The sequence below is a fragment of the Pseudomonas sp. AB6 genome (assembly GCF_034314105.1).
In the GTDB taxonomy this organism is placed as follows: domain Bacteria; phylum Pseudomonadota; class Gammaproteobacteria; order Pseudomonadales; family Pseudomonadaceae; genus Aquipseudomonas.
Map to the genome: position 1 here is coordinate 2,465,699 of NZ_JAVIWJ010000001.1, position 23,511 is coordinate 2,489,209.

The 23,511-nt window shown below is 56.9% G+C and carries 14 protein-coding genes; 12 read left to right on the forward strand and 2 right to left on the reverse strand.

The features are described from left to right. Positions 1-80: 80 nt before the first annotated feature. Together RGW60_RS11590 and RGW60_RS11595 are read left to right on the forward strand one after the other, a co-directional pair. Positions 81-1,370 (forward strand): M18 family aminopeptidase, encoded by a 1,290-nt coding sequence (locus tag RGW60_RS11590; RefSeq protein ID WP_322204744.1) that lies wholly within the window; start codon positions 81-83, stop codon positions 1,368-1,370. A 39-nt stretch (positions 1,371-1,409) separates the two neighbouring features. Beyond that, a complete protein-coding gene (locus tag RGW60_RS11595; RefSeq protein WP_322204745.1) occupies positions 1,410-3,560 on the forward strand; it encodes a mechanosensitive ion channel domain-containing protein in 2,151 nt (716 codons plus the stop codon). A gap of 16 nt (positions 3,561-3,576) precedes the next feature. On the opposite strand, the gene RGW60_RS11600 is transcribed toward RGW60_RS11595, so the two are convergent. After that, positions 3,577-4,293: a UTRA domain-containing protein gene (locus tag RGW60_RS11600; RefSeq protein ID WP_322204746.1), complete on the reverse strand. Its 717-nt coding sequence runs from the start codon at positions 4,291-4,293 to the stop codon at positions 3,577-3,579. 360 nt (positions 4,294-4,653) lie between these two features. Between RGW60_RS11600 and RGW60_RS11605 the strand changes: the two genes are divergently transcribed. The 10 genes from RGW60_RS11605 to RGW60_RS11650 all read left to right on the forward strand — a co-directional run bounded on the left by RGW60_RS11605 (position 4,654) and on the right by RGW60_RS11650 (position 20,883). Continuing rightward, positions 4,654-5,721, forward strand: coding sequence for an ABC transporter substrate-binding protein (locus tag RGW60_RS11605; RefSeq protein WP_322204747.1), 1,068 nt, complete (start codon positions 4,654-4,656; stop codon positions 5,719-5,721). A 119-nt stretch (positions 5,722-5,840) separates the two neighbouring features. Beyond that, complete coding sequence (locus tag RGW60_RS11610; protein ID WP_322204748.1) at positions 5,841-6,647, forward strand: alkaline phosphatase family protein; 807 nt, start codon at positions 5,841-5,843, stop codon at positions 6,645-6,647. After that, entirely contained in the window at positions 6,644-7,486 is an 843-nt protein-coding gene (locus RGW60_RS11615; protein WP_322204749.1) for an ABC transporter permease subunit, read from the forward strand. Before RGW60_RS11610 ends, RGW60_RS11615 begins: the two co-directional genes overlap by 4 nt. Then, positions 7,473-8,273, forward strand: coding sequence for an ABC transporter permease (locus RGW60_RS11620; RefSeq protein WP_322204750.1), 801 nt, complete (start codon positions 7,473-7,475; stop codon positions 8,271-8,273). Before RGW60_RS11615 ends, RGW60_RS11620 begins: the two co-directional genes overlap by 14 nt. Next, entirely contained in the window at positions 8,270-9,259 is a 990-nt protein-coding gene (locus RGW60_RS11625) for an ABC transporter ATP-binding protein (RefSeq protein ID WP_322204751.1), read from the forward strand. Before RGW60_RS11620 ends, RGW60_RS11625 begins: the two co-directional genes overlap by 4 nt. 49 nt (positions 9,260-9,308) lie before the next feature. Beyond that, positions 9,309-9,962: an HAD family hydrolase gene (locus RGW60_RS11630; protein WP_322204752.1), complete on the forward strand. Its 654-nt coding sequence runs from the start codon at positions 9,309-9,311 to the stop codon at positions 9,960-9,962. 323 nt (positions 9,963-10,285) lie between these two features. Beyond that, a complete protein-coding gene (locus RGW60_RS11635) occupies positions 10,286-14,248 on the forward strand; it encodes a hypothetical protein (protein WP_322204753.1) in 3,963 nt (1,320 codons plus the stop codon). Between the two features lie 78 nt (positions 14,249-14,326). Next, positions 14,327-15,247 (forward strand): hypothetical protein, encoded by a 921-nt coding sequence (locus tag RGW60_RS11640; RefSeq protein ID WP_322204754.1) that lies wholly within the window; start codon positions 14,327-14,329, stop codon positions 15,245-15,247. Positions 15,248-15,281: 34 nt separating this feature from the next. Next, positions 15,282-16,895: a hypothetical protein gene (locus RGW60_RS11645; protein WP_322204755.1), complete on the forward strand. Its 1,614-nt coding sequence runs from the start codon at positions 15,282-15,284 to the stop codon at positions 16,893-16,895. A 58-nt stretch (positions 16,896-16,953) separates the two neighbouring features. Then, positions 16,954-20,883 (forward strand): Ig-like domain repeat protein, encoded by a 3,930-nt coding sequence (locus RGW60_RS11650; RefSeq protein WP_322204756.1) that lies wholly within the window; start codon positions 16,954-16,956, stop codon positions 20,881-20,883. A 121-nt stretch (positions 20,884-21,004) separates the two neighbouring features. On the opposite strand, the gene RGW60_RS11655 is transcribed toward RGW60_RS11650, so the two are convergent. After that, entirely contained in the window at positions 21,005-23,287 is a 2,283-nt protein-coding gene (locus RGW60_RS11655) for an autotransporter outer membrane beta-barrel domain-containing protein (RefSeq protein WP_322204757.1), read from the reverse strand. Between the last annotated feature and the right edge of the window lie 224 nt (positions 23,288-23,511).

The window sequence follows — 23,511 nt, forward strand, 5'->3', positions numbered from 1 at the left end:
GATACGCGCAATATGCACCGTGTGACCACACGACGCAGGCCAATACGGTAAACTCGCGCCATCGCTGTCTGGAGTTACTTATGCGCGAAGCGCTGAATCAAGGCCTGATCGATTTTCTCAAGGCCTCCCCTACCCCTTTTCATGCCACCGCCAGCCTAGTCCAACGTCTGGAAGCGGCCGGTTATCAGCGTCTCGATGAGCGCGAGACCTGGACCACCGAAGCCGGCGGGCGGTATTACGTAACCCGTAACGATTCGGCAATTGTCGCGTTCAAGCTGGGCCACCTCTCACCCGTGATCGGCGGCATCCGACTCGTCGGCGCGCACACCGACAGCCCTTGCTTGCGGGTCAAGCCACAGCCTGAGCTGCAACGTCAGGGCTTCTGGCAGTTGGGGGTCGAAGTATATGGAGGTGCGTTGCTCGCCCCGTGGTTCGACCGCGACTTGTCGCTGGCAGGTCGGGTGACCTTCCGCCGTGACGGAAAGGTCGAAAGCCAACTGATCGATTTCCAGCTGCCCATCGCCGTCATTCCAAGCCTTGCGATCCACCTCAACCGCACCGCCAATGAAGGCTGGGCGATCAATGCCCAAAATGAGTTGCCGCCAATTCTGGCACAGGTCGCCGGTGATGAACGCGTAGACTTCCGCGCCTTACTTACCGATCAACTGGCCCGCGAACACGGCTTGAACGCCGATGTGGTGCTGGACTACGAACTGAGTTTCTACGACACCCAAAGTGCGGCTGTTATTGGTCTGCACGGAGATTTTATTGCCGGTGCACGGCTCGACAACCTGCTGTCGTGCTTTGCCGGTTTGCAAGCATTGCTGTCCACCGAAACCGACGAGACGTGCCTGCTGGTGTGTACTGACCACGAGGAAGTCGGCTCGTCCTCTACCTGTGGCGCAGATGGCCCGATGCTGGAGCAGATCCTTCAGCGCCTGATGCCCGATGCCGAAGATTACGTAAGGACAATCCAAAAATCGCTGCTGATCTCGGCGGACAACGCCCATGGCATTCACCCGAACTACGCAGAGAAGCACGACAGCAATCACGGCCCCAAACTCAACGCCGGCCCCGTGATCAAGGTCAACAATAACCAGCGTTACGCCACCAGCAGCGAAACCGCGGGTTTCTTCCGCCATTTGTGCATGGCGCAAGAAGTCCCGGTGCAGAGCTTTGTGATGCGCAGCGACATGGCGTGCGGCTCGACCATCGGGCCGATCACGGCCAGTCATTTGGGAGTTCGCACCGTGGACATCGGCTTGCCAACCTTCGCCATGCACTCGATCCGTGAACTAGCGGGCAGCCAGGACCTGGCGCATCTGGTAAAAGTATTAACGGCGTTTTACGCGAGCCATGATTTGCCATGACGCAGCCCCTGTCACTTCGCTTTTGAGGTTCTCTGCCCAGTGCCTGTTTTTCTTCGCGCGTTCCTGCTCTGCCTTCTGGGTTTGCTGCCCTTCACCACCGCTCATGCGCTAACCCTGCCGGGCATTCTTGCGGAGTCGTCAAAAGCCCAGCCTCAAGCGCAAGAGCCACTAGGGCAATCGCTGGACGATGTGATCAAGACTCTGGAAAACGATCAACAGCGCACTAAGCTGCTCGATGACCTGAAAAAGCTTCGCGACAACACCCGAAAAGCCCAACCCCCGGCAGAGACAGGCGTGCTAGGCCTAATCGGCAGCACCCTCAGCAGCTTCGAGACGCAGTTTTCAGGCGAAGACAGCCCGGCCAATCGTTGGTCCGAAGAACTCTTCTTGGCACGACAGGAGTTCGTCGCGCTTACGCCACCGGCTGATCAATGGTTACCGGTGATCCTAGGTTTCGCGGTTGTGCTCACAATTTGGGGCCTATTGGCGGCGGGGCTGATCTGGTTCGGCCACCGGGTGCGCGTTCGTTATGGTCTGTCAGAAGACCTGCCACAAAACCCGCGAATCTGGGACATGCTGCGCTTCGCCCTGCGAAAGTTGGGGCCGTGGCTGGTGGCACTGATCATCACAGTGTACTTGAGCTATTCGCTGCCCTCCTCGCTGGGCAAAGACCTGGCAATGGTGTTGGCCTACGCGCTGGTGGTCGGCACATTGTTTTCTGCAGTGTGCGTGATTGCCTTCTCGCTGCTGGACGGTCCCCATCGCCACCGCGCACTGTTTATTCTGCGCCATCAAGCGTTTAGGCCGCTGTGGACCATCGGCAGTTTTGCAGCGTTCGGCGAAGCGTTAAGCGACCCACGCTTGATTGCCAGCCTCGGCGAGCATCTGGCGCATACCGCCGCGACGTTCGCCAATGTCATGGCGGCGATCTCCACCGGGCTATTCATTCTGCGTTTCCGCCGACCTATTGCGCACTTGATTCGCAATCAGCCGCTGGCTCGCCGTCTGACTCGCCGAGCGTTGAGCGACACCATTGAAATTCTCGGCACCTATTGGTACGTGCCCGCGCTGATGTTGGTCGGCGTGTCATTGTTTGCGACCTTTTTTTCGGCCGGCGATACCAGCACCGCCTTGCGTGAGGCGTTGATTTGCACGGTACTGCTGGTGCTGTGCATGGTCATCAACGGCTTGGTACGGCGCCATGCATTGCGCCCGCATCACGGCTACAAACGCCATGCGCTGTACTCTGAACGGCTGAAAAACTTCGTCTACACCTTGGCACACCTTTCGGTTTGGCTGCTGTTTACCGAGCTGGGCCTGCGCGTGTGGGGGCTGTCATTGATCCGCTTTGCCGAGGGCGACGGACACGAAATTGTGGTCAAGTTGTTTAGTCTCGGTGGCACCTTGTTGTTCGCATGGCTGGTCTGGATTCTTAGCGACACCGCCGTGCATCACGCACTGACCCGCTCGCGAAAAGGCGTGGCCAACGCCCGAGCACAAACCATGATGCCGCTGATCCGCAACGTGCTGTTCGTGGCCATTTTCATCATCGCGCTGATAGTCGCGCTGGCGAACATGGGCATGAACGTGACCCCGCTGCTGGCCGGCGCGGGCGTCATCGGCCTGGCCATCGGCTTCGGCGCGCAATCATTGGTGGCGGACTTGATCACTGGCCTGTTCATCATCATCGAGGACTCGTTGGCCATCGATGACTACGTGGACGTTGGCGGGCACATGGGCACAGTAGAAGGGCTGACCATTCGCACCGTACGTTTGCGCGACATTGACGGCATTGTTCACACCATCCCGTTCAGCGAAATCAAGAGCATCAAAAACTACTCGCGGGAATTTGGTTACGCGATCTTCCGCATCGCCATTCCGTTCAACATGAACATCGATGACGCCATAAAGATAATCCGCGAGGTCGGACACAAAATGCGCGCCGACCCACTGGAACGACGCAGTATCTGGTCACCGCTAGAGATTCAGGGCATCGAAAGTTTTGAATCTGGCAGTGCCATATTGCGGGCGCGCTTCAAGACGGCGCCGATCAAACAATGGGAAGTGTCGCGGGCGTTCAATTTGATGTTGAAGCGACATCTGGATGAAGCGGGGCTGGATCTGGCGACGCCGAGGTTGAGTGTGCAGGTGAACGCGCTGGCGGGCAACGTGACAACAGTGGAAACATAACCCCGGCAAACAAGTCTTAGCCCTCCACCACCGCGCTCACATGTATCGCATCATGCCGCCAATATTCGATATCGCAGTCAATCAGCCTGCCCTGCTGATCATGGTTAACCCGTTCGATGCGTAAGCCTGGGCTACCCAGCGACACTTTCAACGCCGCTGCCGCGTCGATCTGTAACGCGGTCGGGACCATTTCAAAGCGAACCTTCCCGTACCGAATGCCATAGTGGCTCGCATATAACTCGGTCAGGGATTGATTCAGATCGAAGTTCAGTATCTGTGGAAAATACTCCGGATTGAGGTAGTGCTCCACATACAGCACTAATCGTTGATCGATCCGCCGCGCTCTGCAGATCTGGATCACGCTGGAAAATGCCGGCAGTTGCAGCAACCCGCACATCTGCGCCGACGCCGGTAGCAGGCGCGCAGAAATCACTTGGGTTTCAGCCACCCGGCCCTGAGCCCTAACCATGGCGTGAAAGTGACTACGGCGCATCAAATCATAAGCCAGGCGCGGCGGTGAAATAAACCAGCCACGCCGTTCTTCGCGGTACACCAACCCCTGCGCTTCCAATTGCAACAATGCTTCGCGCACCGTGATGCGTGTGGTGTCGAACAGTTCGCTGAGCTTGCGCTCGGCGGGCAATTTGCTACTGGGTGGTAAAAGACCGTGTTCAATCTGTTCCTGCAAGGCCAGACCGATGGCTGTCACCGCTTTTGGAGCATCTTCGCGCATCAACGTTACCTATCTGGACTAGTCCAGCTCCGTTATTGGGCAGAACCAAGGGTAAATACCGTCCTGCTGCTCTTAACAAGCGTAGTCACTCCTCATGACTGATAGATGACAAGCTGTTGAAATCCGTTATCAAAAACCATTTTTAAAAATACTAACTTAATAAATATCAATTACTTAACTGTGGTCTACGCTTATTCACCACAGCAGGTGGTTAGCTGGGCATCACCATTGCAGAACGGATGCCGACATTAAAGTGTCATGCACTACGCCTAGATTGGCTCATGTATTGCTGACCTAGACCAACCCAACCGCATCACCGTCGATAAAAATGCAGCGTTATAACGCCCTAAGGAGCTTCGGATGAAACATATTTTCCTGGCATCACTGTTAAGTTCGACCATTGCCCTGTGCACCGCAGCCACGGCAGCAGAAACCGACTTGCAAACCCTGGAGGCCGCCGCCAAAGCGGAAGGTGCGGTTAATAGCGTCGGCATGCCCGATGACTGGGCCAACTGGAAAGGCACGTGGGACGACCTGGCCAAAACCTATGGCCTGAAACACATCGACACCGACATGAGCTCGGCGCAAGAAGTCGCCAAGTTTGCGGCGGAAAAAGACAACGCCAGTGCGGACATCGGTGATGTTGGCGCCGCATTCGGGCCTATCGCTGTGAAGCAGGGCGTCACCCAGCCGTACAAACCAAGTACCTGGGCTCAAGTCCCGGATTGGGCTAAAGACAAAGACGGTAACTGGGCCCTGGCCTACACCGGCACCATCGCGTTCATCATCAACAAGAAATTGCTGCACGGTTCCGACGCCCCGAAAAGCTGGGCTGATCTGGAGAAAGGCAAATACAAAGTCTCCATCGGTGACGTAAGCACCGCCGCTCAAGCCGCCAATGGTGTGCTGGCTGCCGCGATTGCCAAAGGTGGCGATGAAAAGAACATCGAACCGGCGCTATTGATGTTCAACAAGCTCGCAAAGGAAGGTCGTTTGTCACTGGCTAACCCGACCATTGCCGCCATGGAAAAAGGCGAAATCGAAGTCGGCGTCGTTTGGGACTTTAACGGTTTGAGCTATCGCAACAAGATGGTCAATAAAGACGACTACGAGGTGCTGATCCCGTCTGACGGCTCAGTAATTTCAGGCTATACCACCATTATCAACAAATACGCCAAGCACCCGAATGCAGCCAAACTAACGCGTGAATACATCTTCAGTGATGCAGGCCAAATCAACTTGGCACGAGGCAATGCGCGTCCAATCCGCGCTGATCACTTGAAGCTGCCCGCTGACGTGCAGGCTAAACTGTTGCCCAACGAGCAATACAAGAACGTGACACCGATCAAAGATGCAGACGCTTGGGAAAAAACCGCCAAGTCGTTGCCGAAGAAGTGGAACGAGCAAGTCATTATTGACATGAAGTAAGACCCTTTCGCGGGCAGGTCTGATTCCACTGGATACATGACGTACATGAATCTACCGGGGAAGCAGGCTTGCCCGCGAACGGATTTGGTGAGTACATCTGCAAACACGGAGCCTTCCCCATGAAACACAACGTCATCCTGGTGCTGCTCGATGGGCTTAATCATAAGGTCGCCCGAAACACTCTGGGCCATCTCCAAGCCTACGCCAGCGCAGGACGCGCGGTGTTATACAAAATGGAGTGTGAGTTACCGGCACTTTCAAGACCGCTTTATGAATGCATCCTTACCGGCGTGAAGCCAATTGACAGCGGCATCGTCCACAACAACGTTACGCGGCTGTCGAACCAACGCAGCATCTTTCATTACGCCACTGAGGCAGGCCTCACTACCGCCGCAGCGGCCTACCATTGGGTCAGCGAGCTGTATAATCGTTCGCCGTTTAACCCGGCCCGGGACCGTCATACCGATGACACCAGCCTGAAGATCCAGCACGGGCACTTCTACTACAACGATCATTACCCGGATTCGCACTTGTTCGTTGACGCCGAAAGCTTGCGTTTACGGCACCTGCCCAACTTCCTGCTGGTGCACTCCATGAACATCGACGACGCCGGGCACAAGCACGGCCTCGACACCCCGCAATACCGCAACAGCGCGCGTACCGTCGACATGATTCTTGCCGAACACCTGAAAAACTGGCTCGACGCCGGTTATCAGGTAATCGTTACGGCCGACCACGGCATGAATAATGACCGTTCGCACAATGGTTTGCTTCCGGAAGAGCGCGAGGTGCCGCTGTTCGTCATCGGAGACGCCTTCAGCCTTGAGCCCAATGCCGCCCCAAAGCAGACAGAAATGTGTGGCACCATCTGCCAATTGCTCGGGATTGCCCACGACAAAACAGTATGCAAGGAGCTGTTGAAGTGAAGTCAGTCCGCGGCAAATGGCTGGCCGCACTCTGCCTGGTGCCCTTCGCCGTATTTTTTATCGTGTTTCAGATCGCACCGCTGGTGTGGGTGCTGATCAACAGCGTGCAGTCGGAAGACGAAGGCTGGGGGCTGGCAAACTTCATCGAAATTTTCAGCTCACGGTTTTATCTGCAAGCCATTGGTCACAGCCTGGAAATCAGTTTTTGGTCCAGTGTGTTCGGGATACTTATCGCGGTACTGGGCAGCTACTCCCTGCGCCGAGTCGATTCGCGGCTGCGCAATTTCGTCAATGCGTTCGCCAACATGACCAGCAACTTTGCCGGTGTGCCGTTGGCGTTTGCCTTCATTATCTTGCTGGGGTTCAACGGCACCATCACCATCATGCTCAAGCAGGCCGGGATTATTCAGGACTTCAACCTGTACTCGGAAACCGGTCTGATTATTCTTTACACCTACTTCCAGATCCCGCTGGGCGTGTTGCTGCTGTATCCGGCTTTTGACGCCCTGCGCGAAGACTGGCGGGAATCGGCTTCGCTGCTCGGGGCCAGTGGCTGGCAGTTTTGGCGGCACATCGGCTTACCGGTGCTGACCCCCGCACTGATCGGTACCTTTGTGATTTTGCTGGCTAACGCCCTTGGCGCCTACGCCACGGTGTACGCGTTGACCACGGGTAACTTCAACGTGCTGCCGATTCGTATTGCGGCCATGGTCTCCGGCGACATCACCCTTGATCCAAACATGGCCAGCGCCCTGGCAGTGATTCTGGTGGGCTTGATGACCTTGGTGACCATCGTCCATCAATGGCTATTGAAGAGGAGCTACCATGTCGCGCGCTGAATCTGGTACCGCCGTCGTGTACCACCGCGTCGTGGTTTATTTGTTATTCATCATTCTGCTGTTGCCACTGGCTGGCACCTTGATTTATTCATTGGCCAGCAGTTGGTCGGCGACCATTCTGCCCAGCGGGTTTACGTTCAAATGGTACGAGCAGCTGTGGAGTGATCCGCGCTTCTTGCATGCGTTTGGCCAATCGCTGCTGGTGTGTGTCGGTTCGCTGATACTCTCGGTGGTACTGATTCTGCCGCTACTGTTCGTGGTGAATTACCACTTTCCCAAGCTTGATGCCCTGATGAACATCCTGATCCTGCTGCCGTTCGCCGTGCCGCCGGTGGTGTCTTCGGTAGGCCTGTTGCAGCTATACGGCTCCGGGCCGTTTGCCATGGTGGGCACTCCGTGGATTTTGATCGGTTGCTACTTCACCGTGGCGTTGCCGTTCATGTACCGGGCGATCACCAATAACCTGCAAGCGATCAACCTGCGCGACCTGATGGACGCCGCCCAATTGCTCGGTGCCAGCACTTGGCAAGCCGCCATTCTGGTGGTACTGCCCAACCTGCGCAAAGGGCTGATGGTCGCGCTGCTGCTGTCATTCTCCTTCCTGTTCGGTGAATTCGTGTTCGCCAACATTCTGGTCGGTACCCGTTACGAAACCTTGCAGGTCTATCTCAATAACATGCGCAACAGCAGCGGCCATTTCACCAGCGCGCTGGTGATCTCGTACTTCATGTTCGTGCTGGTACTGACCTGGGTTGCCAATTTACTGAACAAGGACAAAGACCAATGAGTTTCGTCAGCGTCGAACACCTGCAAAAGAACTACGCCAGCACTGCGGTGTTCAGTGACATCAATTGCGAGATCAAAAAAGGTGAATTCGTCACCCTCCTCGGCCCTTCCGGTTGCGGTAAATCCACCCTGCTGCGCTGTATTGCCGGCCTGACGTCAGTCACCAGTGGGCAGATTTTATTAGATGGCCAAGACCTCGTTCCGGTATCGCCGCAAAAACGCGGTATCGGCATGGTCTTTCAAAGTTATGCGCTGTTTCCCAACATGAACGTCGAGCAAAACGTTGCGTTCGGCTTGCGTATGCAAAAGGTCAACGCTGATGACAGCCGCAAACGCGTCAGCGAGATTCTTCGGCTGGTGGAGCTAACAGACTTCGCCAATCGCTACCCGCATCAGATGTCTGGCGGCCAGTGCCAGCGCGTGGCGTTGGCCCGCTCGTTGGTGACCCAACCACGCTTGTTGCTGCTGGATGAACCGCTGTCAGCGCTGGACGCAAGGATTCGCAAACATCTGCGCGAACAAATCCGCGCTATTCAGCGTGAATTGGGCCTGACCACCATTTTCGTGACCCATGATCAGGAAGAAGCGCTGACCATGTCTGACCGGATTTTCCTGATGAACCAGGGCCGGATCGTGCAGAGCGGCGACGCTGAAACTTTGTACACCGCGCCTATCGATGTGTTCGCAGCAGGCTTCATCGGCAACTACAACCTGCTTGATGCCAACAGCGCCAGCCGTCTGTTGCAACGGCCGATCAACACCCGTCTGGCGATTCGCCCGGAAGCCATCGAACTGAGCCTGAGCGGCGAACTCGACGGCGAAGTACGCAGCCACAGCCTGCTGGGTAACGTCATCCGCTACCGGGTCGAAGCCCGCGGCGTGGAACTGGTGGTCGACGTCCTCAACCGCTCCGCTGACGACCTGCACCCAGACGGTCGGCGCGTAACACTAAGCATCGATCCTTCGGCGCTGTGTGAAGTTGCCTAGAAACAACGCCGCACTAACCAGGGATTGGAACATTTAGAGGACAGCAGTAATGGCTTTAGCAATTTTTGACCTGGACGAAACCTTGATTGGCGGCGATTGCGCCAGCTTGTGGAGCGAACAGATGGCGCGCCTCGGCTGGGTCGACAAAGAATCGTTTATGCGTAAAAACGACGAACTGATGGCCGCTTACAGCAAAGGCGAGCTGGCGATGGAGGACTACATGGCCTTCAGCCTGGAACCCATGGCCGGGCGCACCCCGGAAGAAGTCGATCACTTGGTCGAGCCCTGGGTTGAAGACTTTATCGAACCGATTATTTACAGCGAAGCGTGTACCGCCATTGCCAACCACCGCGCAGCCGGCGACCGGATCCTGGTGATCTCCGCCTCGGGCACGCATCTGGTCAAAGCCATCGCCGCACGGATTGGCATTGATGAAGTGCTGGGTATCGAACTGGAAGTCACTCACGGCGTGTACAGCGGCGCCACCACCGGCGTCTTGACCTACCGCGAAGGCAAAGTCACCCGTTTGATGGAATGGCTCGCACGTGAAGTCGAAACGCTGGACGGCGCGAGCTTTTATTCAGATTCGCGTAATGACTTGGCGCTGTTGTTGAAGGTTGAGCACCCGCATGTGGTTAATCCTGATCCTGCGCTGCGTGAATACGCTGAAAAGGAAGGATGGCCGATTCATCGTTGGTCATAGCGGACTGAGCTTTTGCGCTTGGTTTGAAAAACCACTCCATCCCGGTGTTCGAATACCGGGTTTACTATGTCGGCGATCAACAAGGGCCGGAGTGCGAACGTTGAGTTGTCACGATTGATGGCGCAAACAGAAAGCGCCTCAAACTGATCTTCGTAAACGTACTGGTCCGCCGTGAAGGCTTCGAAAACGATGAACGGTCCGCCTTAACGTGGCCGACAAACGGACCGTTTTTTCGCTAAAACCTGTCATTTCTGACAGTAGGCAGCTCCATAATTTAGGCATTCAATAACGAGGTATCCATCCCCTAGACAGGAAGTCTTACCATGAACACCGACCTCTCTGTTTCACCTGACTCCAGCGTTGAGCCACTTGCCCTCCCCAATCTGGAAATCCCTGGCCACACTGGCCCTCTTCCAGACGGAGCATGGGGCATTAACGTTGCCGCCGCCGCGGATAATTTCCCGGACAGAGGCTTGCAGTTGTACATCGGGCCTTGGACTCCCATGAGCCAGGGCGACAACCTGGAGGTTTTAAGGGGCAGCGATGTTGTCGGATCGGAACGAATCAATCTTGATCAGGAGGGTCAGCGGATCGTCATGTTCATTCCGACGGCACGCTTGACCAACGGCGCCACGACGTTGAGCTATCGAGTAACACGATTGGGAAGTAACCCGGAAACCTCTCAAGAGGTAAAGGTTTACGTCAAACTTGATCGCCCGGGCGGACACGACCAAAACGGTGATACGCCGGGCCACTCTGAACTGCAGTTGTCCCTCCCGATTGAAATCGTTCAGGGTGGCGTGGATAAGGACACTGCCAAGAAAGGGGTGCCCGTCACGATTGAGCCGTACCCGAACATCGCAGAGAATGATGTCATCCGCTTGAGTTGGGGCGGGCAGTTCGTGCCTCACACGGTGACCAAAGACCAAGCCACAACCCCTAAGAGCAATCCCATCGTAATCACTGTGGACGAAACCGTCATTCTCGCGGCCGGTGATTCGGGGTCGGATGGGTTGGCGGTCGCCTTCGAGGTGTACGACGTTGTGGATAACCGGTCCGAGGATTGGAGTGCCGAAATACGCATCGTAGTGGATACCGGCAGTTCACGCGCCGAGGCCCCGATCATCAAGGAGGCCTTCAACAGTGTTTTGGATCTGGATGCGTTGGGTGACTCTCCAGTAACGGCGCAAGTCATCGTCACGGGCGTTAACTTCGCCAAGGACGACCAACTGATCGTGAACCTAAAAGGTACGACAGCGGACGGCACCCCCCTAGACATCATGCTGCCGTCCAAAACCATTACTAGCGTTCCTAGCGTGGTGGAAATCTCGGGATTCAACGCCGAGGTTCGCTCATTGGCCCAAACTCAGGCCGTGTTCACCTACCGGATCATCAAAGCCAATAGCTCCCCCGACATTCTTTCTAAAGGCAGCTTCATTAGCATCATCGGAGAGATCGCACGCTTGAAGCCTCCCGTAGCCCTGGACGCCATGCAGGGCGCACTTGATCCCATGCTACCCACAGCTCGTATAGAAATAGCCTGGGATGATTCCATGGAGGATGGCCAGACCATCGAGCTGAAATGGCTCGGCACCCGCCCGGATTTGAGCATCTACTTACCTGAACTGCCCCTACACCCGATCACCCACAACGAAACCACAAACAAGCTACCCATTGTCATGCGTGTTCAGGGCTTGCATCTCACCGCTATCAAGGGCGGTACGCTGGAGCTCTACTACCTCATCGAGAGCGACGGCCTCCTGCGGGAATCCTTGCACGCCACGCTGTTGACCGTGGGCGAGCCCCTGGCGGAATTACCGGTACCGACGGTCGTCGGCCAGGTTGATGGCATATTGAAGCCTGCGGATGTACCCGATGGCACTCAACTGATCGTGCCCCTGTACAACGGCATTCACAGTGGCGACCAAGTGCACTACGAATGGCAGGGCTCCAAGACCGGGCCCGACTCAGACTGGATAAAGCTCAGTACCGAGACCGCCAAACACCCGGTGCCGTTCGAGATCGGGTTCGATCTGATCGAGGGCAACGACGGCGGTACCGTCCAGGCGTCATATTGGGTAGAGCGTTGGAACAACGGGGGCACCAGTGCCTCCGACGCATTGAGTTTGCAAATCGGCGAAGGGCAGCAGGCGCTGCTGCAAGTGACCCTGGAGGGCGCGAACGACGGCGAATTGAATATCGACGATGTACCCACCGGTGGAGCGCGCGCTGAGGTGGCGGCGTATGACGTCATGGCAGCCGGTGACCAGGTGTATTTCAAGTGGGTCGACGACAAAGGTTCGGCACCTTACGAAAACAGTAAATCGGTCACTGGCAACATGGTTGGTAAACCCGTCGTGTTCACGGTTCCTTATGCAACTGTGACCACTAGTCTTAGGGCTAACGTTACTGTGACCTGTCGATCCGAACTCATTAAAGGCGGCGAGTTGGGTTCAGACCCGCTTAAATTTTCGGTCAGTAAAGGCGCAGGCGCCAAGTTGCCAGCCCCCATTATTGTTGAAGCCAAAGGCACTGACACCCTCAACCCCAATGATGCCTTGAGCGGTGCCACGGTGCTGATTGGCGCCGGCGCCGCGTTGCAAAAGGGGGATACCGTACTACTGGATTGGAGAGGCCAACCAGGGCCGGGTTCGATCAAACTAACGGTTCCGGTGACCGGCAATGGCGAGCTGCGTATCCCCGTGGTCTATGCCACCGTGCACGCCAATGACGGCTTCAGCATTGAACTTGATTACACCGTTCTACGGGCTGCGGGCAGCACAGACGGCCCTTCGAACCTTGCCGAGTACAACGTTTTGAGCCAGGCCGGTTCCGGCACGTTAAACGTCATGGGCGCTCGCTACAGCCGCAGCAGTTACCGAGCATCGGGGGCGGCACGTCTGTTGAGCGCCTTCGACGCCAAGACCCAGCAACCGCTCATGGCGCAATGGCAATATCAGGGCGAGACCACCGAGACAACCGCCACGACCTTGCGTGACAGCCAACCCTGGAAACCCCTGCGAGTAAGTTCGGCTAATGATTCAGTCACGTTGAATCCGGCCAATATCATCGGTAATGGCATCGATACCGAAATTGCCGGCCGCGCTGCGCTGGTTGCACTCCGCAATTCAGGCGATATGGTGGCTTGGGGCCATCCCGATACCGGAGCAAAAATCCCATCAACCATCATCACACTGAGCGACATTGTCGAAGTTCGTAGTACCCGCAGTGCCTACGCGGGGCGACGGATCAATGGTCAGGTAGTCGTCTGGGGCACGGAGGCGGAAGGGGGCGCCATGAACGGCGTCTCACCGGCCGACTTCGTTGAAGTAACCAGCAATAGCTGGGCCTTTGTCGGTATCAAGACCACTGGTCATATGGTGGCTTGGGGCGCTGCTGCCTACGGTGGCGAGGTACCAGCACCGATTAATAGCTACACAGATATCACGCGGATCTGCGGTGCCGGGTCAGCGTTTGCGGCGCTGCGCCGGAGCGGCGAAATGGTGGCCTGGGGGAACGCAGAAATGGGAGGAACGGTTCCTTCAGACATCGCGGAATTGACCGATATCGTGGAGGTCATGGGAAACTACGGGGCATTTGTCGCCTTGCGGGGCAACGGTCGCATTGTCGCTTGGGGCAATGCCACCTGCGGCGGGACAGTCCCCGACGAGATCGCCTCGATGACCGACATTATAGAGTTGAGCTGCGCTAATACCACGGCCTTCGCCGTGCGCCGTGCCACTGGGCAAGTGGTGGCTTGGGGGTTTCCCAGCTTTGGCAACACGCCGCCGCCCTTAATAGCCGCCTTAACCGATATTGTTGCAGTGGCGAGCAACTCGGAGACCTTCGTCGCCATCAGAGGCAACGGCCATGTGGTGGCTTGGGGTGGCAGAGCGGAAAGCGGTAGAGACATTCCTGAGGACATTGCCAGGTTGGACGACATTGTGCAGGTGGCCGGGTCATCGGAAGCCTTTGCAGCGCTGCGCAAAAACGGAACCGTGGTCGCCTGGGGTGACGTCACTTTGGGGGGCGACACCTCGGCGGTCTCCACTCAACTGACCCAGGTGCAAGCCCTATACGGCAACACTCACAGCTTCGTCGCCCTGACCTCCGATGGGCGCGTCGTAACCTGGGGTCATCCTACGGGTGGCGGTGACAGTAGCACCGTGCAAGACCAATTGGTGGGCAAGGTTACCTACTTGGCGAATGCGGCATCGCGCGGCAGAGCCTTGCAGGCAAGTCGATGGTCGGCCCGTAACGCCAGTCCAGCGATCAGAGCCCGATAACGTTCCTGTGACCCTGAATACTCTCGGCACACCACACATGGGCCGAGCGTATTCACGGACATCGACAAGGAGTCGATCATGAAGCGCAACCGCAAAGCCGCTCCTAGACTCACCCTTCTCGCGCCCAGTGTGGACGAGGCGCCGAACGGGGTGCTGGATCCCGCTAACCTGCCAGCAGACGGAGCCACGGTCAGAATCAAACCCTACGACAACATGGCGTACCTTGATCATGTTTATTTAAGTGTCGGCGACTATGCGGACGACATCCGAATCAGCCAATCCGCCGCCGGTAAGGACGTCGCCTTTGCGGTACCTGCCCAGGTGTTCTCAGAAAGCGCGGACAATCCGATTCTGTTGAGTTATGAGGTTCAGCCTTATCAAGGTGAACGGGTATCGTCGCAGCCCTTGGAACTCGCCCTCGGTGGCGGTTTTGAGGGAGAAGTCAATGTCGATCTCAGCGCGGAAAACTACATTGTTTCGAGCATAAAACCGCCCCTAGTAACGCCCGCGTTTGCCCGTATGTCATTCGACGCGACCTGGGGTGTCAGCCCTTATGCCTACAGCAGCAGCGACTTGACTATCGCCAGCGTGAATGCAACCACTGGCGAAGTGACGGCAAACCTCAATGGCTCGTGCCAGATTACGGCGGTCGATGCTGGCGGTGAGTCACGCAGCTATACATTGATCATCAAGGGCATCAAACACCTTCACTTTCTGAGCGGTAGTGCGGACTGGGACGGCTTGCAACGCACTTGCCAGGCGGCGAACTTGAGCCCAGTTTCGCTGGCGCAAATCAGGCGGTTCTGGACCTTGTATTACCCGAGCAGCGGAGCGGTAGCCAGTTACCTGGGATGGCTGAATTACCCCGTCTGGACCGGTGATGTGCTGGGCGCCGATACCGCGTGGGCCTACGACCTCAATGGTTCGCAGGTCAACGAGAATGCGAGCAGCTACAGCGCCGATACCTTTCTCCCGGCCGTGGGCATTTCGTTGGGGTGAATGACGTCTCGGAAAACAAGGAGGTTTAATTGACATGGATATGCACATTCGGCGGATCAAGGGCCTGCTGCTGGTGCTATTACTCAGCAGCAGCACTGTTCACGCCATCACCGGTCCTGAGATCGCGCAGCTTCTCAATACCCGCTATAAAAGCACCCCGGCTGCTTGCGTCGGCAACCATCCCGCTTTTTTTTGCAGTGGCGTGCTGGTCAGAGGCGTACCGTCGGAACCCGCCGGTGGTTTCTGGAAACATACGGCCGATGCCATCACCTTGGGCGCCGAAGATTTTTCCTATCTACGAGCGGATATAGGTACCCGGGCACTCGCGCAAAAAAATGGCGTCGTATTCAGTGATCCATTCACGGCCATCAGCCAGGGTAAGACACTGGAGGTGTTATGCGCCTATCCGTTTGCCACCGGCGTCGAAAGCAACCGCCCTGACAATGGATGCGGATTGCCAGCACGCGCGAACCCGGCGGCAGAGGATCTGTCCTCATGCAGCGCGTTAGGTATTGTCGACGCCTCAGGCGGGCTGGCACACTTTCAACAGCAAAATTATCAGCCAACGCGCCAATGCTCCCTGAGCAGCCGTGTCCCCGAACAATTCAAGGCCAGCCTTGAAGCGCATGAACGCATCGACACTGAGCAGTCAGCCAAACCTAACGAACTGCTGATCAAAAACTGGGACGATCAGGCGCCACTGCTCATCCCCATTGACGCGTTGTTTTATGACCTGACCCAGACCGACGCGCTACTTGGTGCCCAACTGGATCAACGGGATTACTTCAACTCGACAGGCCAGTGGCTGCCGATTTTACGCATGGACCTGACGGATTCTGGCGCCGGAGTCTTCGGTTTCAATCTGCAGGATCAGTTGTATATCGGCTATGAAGTGGCATCCCGGCTCAATGCTCGGTATGCCGACACCTCACCGGAATGTCCTGATGGCCGGGCGAGTTTTTATTGCAATGGCGTCTTGTTTCGCTCTACCGAAGCTACGACAGCCTTCCATGCCTGGGACCCAAGTCCGAGTTCGAATAGCAGCAACGGTGTTTCGTTTTCCTACGGCCGGGTTGATGTGGGATTTACAAACCTGGTTTACAACCGACCGTTCGGCTTTATGTTTAAGGAGTTCTCAACGCCGAGCGCTTATTCCCCAATCCTACGCTGCGCCTACCCTTATGACGCAGGTACTACAGGTTCTCCAGATGCCTGCACGTTTAGAGGTGTTTGCGACGCATTGGGTGTGACGACCCTCGCAGCCTGGCAAGCGCAATATTCAACTACACCAAACCAAAGCTGCGCCTTTACGGCAACTGCTCCGCAATTTCAGTTAAGTATCGAAGTTCGGACCCTATTGCCCAGCCTCCAGCAAAGCTGGAACGAAATCATGATAGCCGCCTGGCCGCAAGACATCCCCAGTCAGCTCCCCCTCGAAGCGCTGTTCTATCAATCGGGGACCACGGGCCTTGAGCCTGCGCAATTCATCCAGCGCGATTACTTCCAACAAACCCGACGCTTCTTGCCTATCGTCACCATGACGTTGACGGCCACGGACGGCCGAATATTCAACTACAACCCGCAGGAGCAAATAGCCGCAGGAAAGCCCTCTGCACAACGCAGTTCCATGGGCTCCAGTGGGTATTAGCTGTTTTTACCCAATCAACTTACACCGCCCGCCCCCCGGGCCGACAAGGACGTTTATCATGACCAGCTTCAAGCCCTTCCTGTTTCCACCGATCAACCGTGACATCACCACCCTCGCGCTGCGCCCGCTGCTGATTGCGGGCATGGTGATGCCCGTCGTCGGCGGCGATGGCGGGGTCAATATTTCCATCGTCACTGACGACCCGGGGGGAGTACTCAGCGTCATCGATCCCTATCAGGAGATGCGAGCAGGCGACCGGCATCGTATTTTCTGGGAGGACGTGGAAATCGCCTTCAAAGAGGTGCTACTTACCGAGGTCAACGAGCGACTGTTCATTTATCTGCCCATTGAAAAAATACTCCCCGACTGGGCCGAAAAAGTGCTCTACCAACTGACCCGAGTCGGCAGTAATGTCCCTGAAGACTCGGTCCCCCTACGGGTGCGGGTCAAGCTCGATCGTCCGGGGGGAACGGATAAAGATCCGCACCTACCCGGGCATTCGGAACTGAAGAAACCCAAACTCCCACAGGACGTCATCGATAACGGCGTCGATGCCGCCTGGGCCGCCAGAGGCGTGCCGGTGGAAATCGAGCACTACCCGTTTCGGGCTGCACGCGACACCGTTTCACTGAAATGGGGCAGCGTTATCCTTCACCAGCAGGTGACTGAAGACCAGGCCAATGGCACCGCACCCATCACTCTGCTGGTCGATCAGGCGGCCATTCTGGCCGGCGGCGACAGCGCTGCGCTGTTGGTGGAGTACGAGGTGTTCGATGAAGTCTGGAACTTCTCCTCAGATTGGTCCCTCAGCACAAACGTGTTGGTCGATGCCGGCGCCTGGCGCCTGGACGCGCCAATCATCAAGGAAGCGGTCAACGGCGACATCGATCTGATCAGCCTGGCCAAGAAGGACGTGACGGTACAAATCATCGCGAGGGGGGGCCCCTATGCGGCGGGCGATACCATTACCCTGACCTGGATCGGCACACCGCAGAGCGGCAAACCCATCGTGCATACCGAGGCGGTGGTCTTGACCAATATACCGACGGTGCTCGAGCTGAAAGTCCCCTATGCCGATATTCGTGCTATCGCACGAGGCACCGGGGATGCGTCCTATGTGCTGACCAAGGCCAACGGCGATCCACCGCAGTCTTCCAAACGCACCTTTGCCCGAGTGATTGGTGACACTTCACAGTTACCGGCCCCCAGCATCATCCAAGTCGTTGGCGAGCTGCTGGACCCGACGACTCCGGTGGCGAATGTTCAGGTCCCCGCGTATCCCGGGATGAACAATGGCGATCTCATCGATGTGATTTGGCTGGGCACCACGGCCAGCGGTACACCTTACTTGCATGAAATGACACACACCGTGACCGAGGGTGAGAAAGGAAAAATCATCACCCTGCCCGTGCGCAATACCCATATTGCGCCGCTGGACCGCGGCACGCTCGACCTCTACTACCGGGTCTCCAATGACAAGTACGCGCTGTTTGCGGTGAGTGAATCCGAACATCTGCTGCTCAAGGTCGAACAGATTCGTGCCGACCTGCCAGCACCCAAGGTAGTCGAGGCCCCTGACGGCGTGCTCGACCCGGCCTTGGTGCCCGACAGCGCCACCTTGCTGGTGGACTACCTTGGCACCGCGACCGGCGATGTGCTGACCTATTACTGGACCGGAAAACCGGGCGACGGCAGCGCCAGTGATTGGGTGCCCATCACCACACCCATTGCCGGGAAGCCAATCACTTTCAGAATTGAACAGGCGCTCATCGCGTCTAATCTCAATAGTCTGGTCAAGGTGCGCTATACCCTCCAACGTGCCGCCACCGGCCAGTTCAGTTATTCGGCCACACTGGAGTTGATCATCGGCTCCTTGATCGGCGAATTGCCTGCTCCTGACGTACTTGAGGCGCCGACGCGAGTGCTGGATCCAATGGCTGCCCTCAACGGCGCCACCGTGCGAGCCCAGTACGAAAGCATGCAAGACATTCCTGCGGACATCATTACGCTGAATTGGTTGGGCACGCCCGGTGCGGGAACCTCCCAAGACCTCGAGCTGCCTGGCAATGCCATCGGCTATGTCGATTTCAAGGTACCGGCCTCGGTGGTCGGCCCCAACATCGGCAAACAGGTCGAGGTCAGCTATGACGTGTCTCGTTCCGGGCAATCGAGTTCATCCGATCTACTGGAGCTGATGGTCAGCACTTTTCAGGATCCGGAAAACCAATTGCCGCGACCTCGCATCACCCAGGCGAATGACGCCAGCAAGGTGTTGATCCTGAGTTCATTCACCGGCAATGCGCAGGTAACAGTGGGCAAATGGCCGTTTAGTGCCGCCCGGCAGCGGGTATGGTTGCGCCTCGAAGGCAAGACCTCTACCGGCGCGATTTACACCATCGTCTTGCTGACGGGGGTCGAAGTGTCCGCCGCCCAGGCCAGCAGCGGCCTTAACGAGACACTGCTGCGAAGTGAGCTTGAAAAGCTGGGGCATGATTCGCAACTGACCGTCGTGTGCAAGGTGACCTTTGACGGTGCCGTTGATGAAAACTCGGCCATCGAATTTCCCAGAGCGGCTTACACCTTCAAAACCTTCGACGATTCAGTTGCGCCAACCATCGCCAGCGTCAAGGATTCCAAAGGCACCGAGATCCCCAATGGCAGTACGACCTTCGACACCAGCGTGACACTGGCGGGCAAGGCGGCCCCCAGCCAACGGGTCGAGATCTTCGACAGCACCACGTCAAAAGGCACCGCCACGGTCAATGCCAGTGGTGACTGGACCCTCTCCCTCACGGGCCTGACACTGACCAGTCACAGCATCACCGCCAAGGCAGTATATGGCAGCAATCCGGTATCCGCCGCGCGCACCTTTACGGTCGCCGTCGCCACCGCGCCAACCATCGCCAGTGTCAAGGATTCCAAAGGCACCGAGATCCCCGCTGGCGGTACCACCTTTGACACCAGCGTGACGCTGGCGGGCAAGGCTGCCCCCAGCCAAAAGGTCGAGATCTTCGATGGCACCACGTCAAAAGGCACCGCGACGGTCAATGCCAGTGGCGACTGGACCCTCGCCCTCACGGCCCTGACAGTGGCCAGCCACAGCATCACCGCCAAGGCCGTATATGGCAGCAATCCGGTGTCCGCCGCGCGCACCTTTACGGTCGCCGTCGCCACCGCGCCAACCATCGCCAGTGTCAAGGATTCCAAAGGTGTCGAGATTCCCGCTGGCGGTACGACCAGGGACACCCAGGTAACAATCACCGGTACAGCATCTGCCAACCAACAGGTGCAGATTCTCGACGGCGCCAGCTCACTAGGCACGGTAACGGCGGCTGGTATTAATTGGACGTATACAATGTCGACAACAGTCATGTCCTACAGCATCAAGGCTCGCGGGCTTTATGGTAGCAATCCGGAGTCTGGTGTAAGGACGTTTACGGTTCAGCCAGCAACGCCGCCTTTTGTTATTGATACCTCGCCAGTCACGCTAGGTGGCAGGGCGTACATTTGGAACGATGGCAAACCGTTGCCAGCCGCGCCTGCGGCAGGGACATCCATTCAACGGTCTGCTAGCGGAGGTATTCCTCCGTATACATACCGAGCCTCCACAACAGCAGTCTCGATCAATGCAACATCAGGGCTAGTGCGAGCGCTCAAGAATGGCGCAGCCACCATAACAGTCAGAGATTCCAGCGGGACCGAGCTGAGCTATCAAGTAACGGTTACCGATGCATGGATAATCGAATACATCGGTGACTTTATTCATCGTGGAGCTTTAGAGTATCAACGCCCTGGTGGACACTTACCGAGTGGAGATGAAAACCAGCAAATTCGTACCCATTACGGAGCATCATGGCCCCATGGAGAGCGGGGTTGGTGGTCTTCTGACGTTAAGGGCGCTGACGCCCTGGTCGTCACTATACCGAGTGGTAGTGCGTTTTTTACCCTGAAAGCCTTTGCTTATGCGTCATTGTCGGTTTATAGATGAAGCCCTTAGGGAAAATTATCATGAATGAGTACATTGCTTCCTGAGCATCTTCACCATAAGAAAAGGCCTCGTGGCTGATTCACGGGGCCTGTCTTACTAGATGCGTTACGCCTGATATTGTTTACCAGCTATACCGAACCCCAACATTCGCCCCAAACGGCTGTTCGATATGTTCGCCGTTGGAGTAATCGAAGTCCGCATGCAACTGCAAACGCTCCGACATGCTGACGGCAACACCGGCGCCCAGTTCTCCGCGCGAGCCGGACAGGTCGTTGTTGAAGCGGTTGCCGTTGACGTTTACCTCATTGGCGTTGACAAACTCATGGGCCATGGCGCCACGAATGTAAGGCTGTACGACGCTACCACTTGCCAGGGTGAAGTTGCGGCCGACGGTCATACCGACTTTGCCCAACAGTGAACGGGCGTGGTCGCCGTTGGCGTCCATGCCGTTATTCAGGTCGTAATTCGCGCCCTGAATCGCCACGGCGGAGAGTTGGGTAAAGGGTTCGATGAAGTACTCGTTATCAAGCTTGATATGGCGACCGAATTCTACCGAGCCCCCCAGACCGATGTTGCTGTAGTTGCCCTTTGCACGCTCGCCATCGCTCATGGTGACGTTCGCGTTGTTCCTGAAGTGGTTGACCTTGACCACGCCATCAAAGTAATAGCCGCTGTCTGGGTCAAGCCAGGTGGTATAGCCCCCTACATACGAACTCTTGACCGCGCCAGTGGTGCCGCGGCTAAGGTCCAGATCAGACTCGCTATACCCGGCGAGTACCCCCACCAGCCAGTGCCCATCGCCCATCGGCAAGGGTGCATCAGCACCCAGCGAGAAACCTTGCTGGTTTTGCTGATACCCCAGACCGTTGGCATCGGCCACGTTGTATTTGTTGCCGTAGGTGCGAACCCAACCGCCGGCCTTACCGCCATTGAAGCGCAATTCACCCATGCGCGTACGCAGCGACGTCAGCTCCCCGTACCAGACGGTCGGGGCGGTGTTGAACAGCGCCAACACTGACTGGGTACCTGGGCTGATGATTTTCGACGACGGGTCGAGGAACCAGTCGGTGCCGCCTGAACCGTTCACCGCCGAGGTCAGGGCATAGGAGAATGCACCGACGTCGACCGGACCGTTCAGCAGCGAAAACTTCGCGTCTCCGGCTGCGGTGTGAACCAGTGTCACGGGGTCTGCCGTCAGCGGATCACGACCGGAACTGGTGACCAGCAGGCTGTGGTCGCCGGTTGCCGTGCCGGTCACGTTCAAGGTGTCGTGCAGGTTCTGCGCGAAGTCCACATTCATGGCGAAGGTGCCGTTACCCGCCAAGGTGCCTACGTTTAACTGATAGAACTGGCCGGCCGGGCCCATCGTCACCCGGCCGCCGTTCATGTTCAGCGCACCAATGGTATTATCGGCCGTCATGTTCCAGTTTGACTGGTTGTTAATGGCCACGTTGCCGACGTTGGTCAGACTGCCGGTGAAAGTCGAGCGGTCATTCAAGGTCAGTGCGCCAGTACTGCCAGCCTCGACATTCAGGTCACCGGTCATCTGGCCCTGGTTGAAGATCAGATTGCCGGTGCTGCCCCCTTGCACCTGAACATTGCCGGTGAGCGTGCTATTGGCAACGGTCATGGTGGCGGTCGAGCCGCCTTGAACTTCCAGCAAGTTGCCGTTGCCGCCGCTCAGGGTCGAGCCGTTGTTGACGTTGATGACTGCGGGCATCGTGCTGGAACTGACTCGAATCGCCGCCCCCGTAACGCCTTGCAGGCTGGCGTTATTCAGCACCAGGCGGTTGTCGCCGACGTTCTGCTGATCACGGGAAAACCGTGCACCGTTGACGTTGCCGGTGATCGTTGTTCCGCTGTTGGCTTCAACATCGCCGCCGATGATGTTCAAACCGGTGCTGCTTGCACCGGTGCCGGTCACGGTTGAGTTGTTAAGCACCAACCTGCTCAAACCCGTAATTTCTGCACCGGCGTCACCACCACTGGCGTTACTCCCTGTAAACGTGACATTCGATCCGCCGGTAGTTGTACCACCTGTTCTATTGACAGAAAGGCCCAAGTACTCACCGTTGATAGTGGCCCCACCTGAGATCGTCGCCGTACTGTCGGTAACGAATATGCCATCCCCTCCTGGGGCGGTCGTCGTGCCGCCGGTCATATTCAGCGTCGAGCCGGATGCAATCTGAATTGCTTCCGTTGTTGCTCCATTACTATTTAGTGTACTGGCACCTGTTACAACATAAAAGTCCGATGCTGTCGTACCATTGATATTCAGCGTTTGCCCGTTGCCGACGATTGCAGCGAGAAGTGTTGGGCTCGCCAACAAGGCTGGGACTACAACACTTAGGCCAAGCAGGTGTCGCGAATAACTACTAAAGTAAGGTGTTGATTTCGTGTTCATAGGCCGTTCATCTCCTTTGTGGAAGTGCGCTCGTTAGTGGACGCATGAGTTTGATGGCGGCGAACGATACAGACCCTCCTCCGGAGTTTATGTAGGACATTTCCTAGGATTGCTCGGAAATTTCCTACAGGCACTCAACGGTCAAACAAGGGCACGCGTCGTTGCAGAACACGCGCTGTTCCACTGACAAACACACTGCAAAACTCCAGTTTGCCTGTTTGGGT